Raw genomic sequence first — 4,170 nt, 5'->3', positions numbered from 1 at the left:
TGGATGCGGTGCTGGCCCGGCACGACCTGCTGCGCGCCCAGCTGCTGGCCGGGGAGGACCTCGCGCTGCTGGTGCGGCCGGTGGGTGCGGTCCGTGCCGCAGAGTTGATCTACCGGGTGGCGTGTGACGGGCGGTGGGCGCAGGCGTCCGCGCTGGAGCTGGCGGGCGCGGAGCTGGATGCGGCGGTCGGCCGGCTGGACCCCGCGGCCGGGGTGATGGCGGCCTTCGTCTGGCTGGACCCCGGACCCGGCGCGGGGGCGGGGGCGGGGGCGGGGGCGGGCCGGTTGCTGGTGGTGTTGCATCACCTGGTGGTGGACGGGGTGACCTGGCGCATCCTCATGTCGGATCTGGCCGAGGCCTGGCAGCAGGTGCGCACCGGCCGGGCGCCGGGGCTTGCGGCGGTGGGCACCTCGGCCCGCCGCTGGGCCCACGCCCTGCAGGAGCAGGCGCTGTTGCCGCAGCGGGAGGAGGCCGAACTGGCCTACTGGCGCGACCTGCTGGAGGCGCCGAACCCGGCGGTGGGCGGCCGGTTGCTGGATCCGGCGGTGGATGTGTGGTCCACCGTGCAGAGCGTGCAGGTGCAGCTGCCCGCCGCGGTCACCCAGGCGGTGCTGACCGATCTGCCCGCCCGTATCCGGGGCACCGCCACCGATGTGCTGCTCGCCGCCCTGGGGGTGGCGGTCAACCGGTGGCAGGGCACGGACCGTTCACTGCTGGTGCGCCTGGAGGGCCATGGCCGGGAGGAGGACCTGGTGCCCGGCGCCGATCTGTCGCGCACGGTGGGCTGGTTCACCAGCATGTATCCGGCCCGCATCGACGTGAACGGTGCGGATGTCGCCGAGGTGCTGGCCGGGGGCCCGGCCGCCGGGCAGGCAATCAAGCGGGTCAAGGAGCAGCTGCGGGCGGTGCCGGACAAGGGCGTGGGCTATGGGCTGCTGCGGTATCTGAATCCGGAGACGGCCGGGCAGCTGGCCGGGTATCCGGTGCCGCAGATCGGCTTCAACTACCTGGGCCGGATCTCCGAGACCGATGTGCCCGAGCAGCTGCGCGCACAGGGCTGGGGGCCCGCTGCCTGGCCGACCGAGCTGATCGCGACGCCGGATCCTGATCTGCCCGCGCTGTCGGCACTGGAGGTCAACTCGGTGGCCACCGACGGCCCCGACGGCGCCCAGTTGCAGACCGCGTTCCTGTTCCCCACCGGGGTCCTCTGCCGTGAACAGGTCGATGAGCTGGCCGAGTTGTGGGTGCAGGTGCTGCACGGCATGGCCGCCCACGCCGCCCACCCCGAGGCGGGCGGGCTCACGCCATCCGACGCCCCGCTGGTCACGGTCGGCCAGGACGAGATCGACACCTGGCAGACACGCTACGGCCCGCTCACGGAGATATGGCCGCAGTCACCGGGCCAGTCCGGCATCCAGTTCCAGGCCGCCTTCGCCCAGGACTCCTTCGACGTCTACCACATGCAGATCGTGCTGCATCTGTCCGGGCACGTGGACCCGGCACGCATGCGGGCGGCCGGACAGGCGCTCCTCGACCGCTACCCGAACCTGCGCGCCGCGTTCCTCAACGCGGACAGCGGCGATCCCGTGCAGGTCGTCGCAGAGCACGTCGCGCTGCCTTGGCGGCACCTCGATCTGACAGGTAAGAGCGAGGGCGCGCAGGACGCGGCGCTCGACGAGTTCCTGGCCGAGGACCGGGCCGACCGGCTCGACCCGACCCGCCCGCCGCTGTTCCGTCTGGGACTGCTCACCTGCGGTCCGGAACAGGCGAAACTCATCATCACGGCACACCACACCGTCTTCGACGGCTGGTCCTCACCACTGGTCATCAAGGACCTGATCCGCCTCTACGCCGGGACCGGCGAACTCACCCCCGTCCGCAGCTACGGCGACTACCTCACCTGGCTGTCCCAGCAGGACAGGGACGCATCGGCGGACCGATGGAAGGCCGAACTCTCCGGGTTCGACCAGCCGACGCTCGTGGCGGCAGACGTCGTCTCCAGGGGCGAGGCGTCGTCGCTCGGCCGGGTCGAGGTACCGCTGTCGATCGACAAGGGGCGTGAACTCGCCCGCCGTGCCGCGGAACTCGGGGTCACGCTGAACACCCTCTTGCAGGGTGCGTGGGCGATCCTGCTCTCGAAGCTGACCGGGCAGCACGACGTGGTGTTCGGCGCCGCCGTCAACGGCCGCCCGGCCGACCTGGTCGGTTCGGACGAGATGGTCGGCCTGTTCATCAACACCCTGCCGACCAGGGCCCACTGCCGACCGCACCAGAGCGTGGCCGACGTCGTCACCGACCTCCAGGACCGGCAGATCTCCCTGCTCGACCACCACCACTACGGACTCGCCGACATCCAGCGCAACACCGGACTGCCCGCCCTGTTCGACACGCTCCTCGTGTTCGAGAACTACCCGATCGACCGCGAGGGCATCATCGAGGCGAACGCGTCGGCGGGCTTCACGATCGACGGCATCCGACCGTTCGCCGGCTCGCACTACCCCCTCACGCTCAACTCCTCCGACCCCTATATGCGGCTCTCGCTCGACTACCAGAACGACCTCTACGACCGCGACACGGCCGGGATGATCGCCGCCCGCCTCGTCCGGGTCCTCGACCAGGTGCTCGACGACCCGACGGTGCCGGTCGGCGCCGTCGAGGTACTGGCGGAGGACGAACGGGACTGGCTGGTGCGGCGGGTCAACGACACCACGCACCCGGTGGCCGCGGACACCTTGCCGGGCGCGTTCGAGGCGCAGGCCGACCGCACCCCGGACCGCGTCGCGGTGATCGGTGAGCGCGAGACACTGACGTACGAGGAGTTCAACCGGCGCGCCAACCGGCTCGCCCACTGGCTCATCGAACAGGGCGCGGGCCCCGAGCAGTTGGTCGCGGTCCGCATACCCCGTTCCGTCGAGCTGCTGGTCGCGATCTACGCAGTGGTCAAGGCCGGGGCGGCCTATCTGCCGGTCGACCCCGAGCTGCCCGAGGCCCGCGTGCGGCATGTACTCGACAGCGCCAAGCCGCTGCTGATGCTCGACGAGGCGCTCCCCGACGTCTCCGGGTACCCGGACACCAATCCGCTGCGCGCGATCTCACCTGACCATGCCGCGTACGTCATCTTCACCTCCGGCTCCACCGGCGGCCCCAAGGGCGTCCAGGTCACGCATCGTTCGATCATGAACCGGCTGGCATGGGGCCTGTCGCACTTCGACGTCGCCGCCGACGACCGGGTGCTGCTCAGTACGTCGGCGAGCTTCGACGTGTCGGTGCCGGAGATGTTCGCGCCCTTGCAGGTGGGCGCGGCCGTCGTCGTCGCGCGGCCGGACGGGCGCAGGGACCCGGCGTATCTCGCCGAGCTGATCCAGCGGGAGCGGGTGACCGGTGCGGACTTCGTGCCGTCCCTGCTGGCGGCGTTCGTCGCAGAGCCCGCGGCGAAGCAGTGCACCAGCCTGCGCTGGATCGAGGTCGCGGGCGAGGCGTTCCCGCCCTCGCTGGCCGACCAAGCGGTCGAGCTGCTGCCCGGCTGCGGTGTACACAACCTCTACGGGCCCACCGAGGCGTCGGTGGAGGTCACGGCGTGGCAGCACGTGCCGGGCGCGGACCGGGTGCCGATCGGTGCGCCGATCTGGAACACCCAGGTGTACGTGCTCGACGAGGCGCTGCGCCCGGTCGCACCGGGCTGCGCGGGCGAGCTGTACCTGGCCGGTGCCGGGCTGGCCCGCGGTTACCTGGGCCAGCCCGGCCTGACCGCGCACCGATTCGTGGCCTGTCCCTACGGCGGGTCCGGCGCGCGGATGTACCGCACCGGGGACCTGGTCCGCTGGAACCAGGACGGCCAGGTCGAGTACATCGGGCGCACCGACTTCCAGGTGAAGGTCCGCGGGTTCCGTATCGAACTGGCCGAGGTGGAGTCGGCGCTGACCGCGCACCCGGAGGTCGACAGTGCGGTGGCCGTGGTCCGGGAGGATCGCGACGGTGACCAGCGCCTTGTCGCGTACGTGGTGCCGGGCAGCGGCACAGCGGGCGCGACCGAGCTGGACCTCACGGCCCTGACGGACCTCGTACGGGGGCGCTTGCCCGAGTACATGGTCCCGTCGGCGCTCGTGCCGCTGGCGGAACTCCCCACGACACCGAGCGGGAAGCTCGACCGCGCCGCGCTCCCCGCCCCCG

General features: G+C 71.7%; 1 protein-coding gene. It reads left to right on the top strand.

Annotation, left to right across the window (positions count from 1 at the left end):
• On the top strand, nt 1-4,170 hold a 4,170-nt coding region (locus tag ACFWZ2_RS43350; protein WP_384555313.1), incomplete at both ends, for an amino acid adenylation domain-containing protein.

This window comes from Streptomyces sp. NPDC059002 (assembly GCF_042740435.1).
In the GTDB taxonomy this organism is placed as follows: domain Bacteria; phylum Actinomycetota; class Actinomycetes; order Streptomycetales; family Streptomycetaceae; genus Streptomyces.
Note: the sequence above shows the minus strand (reverse complement) of the source record. Positions and strands in the feature narration are given on the sequence as shown.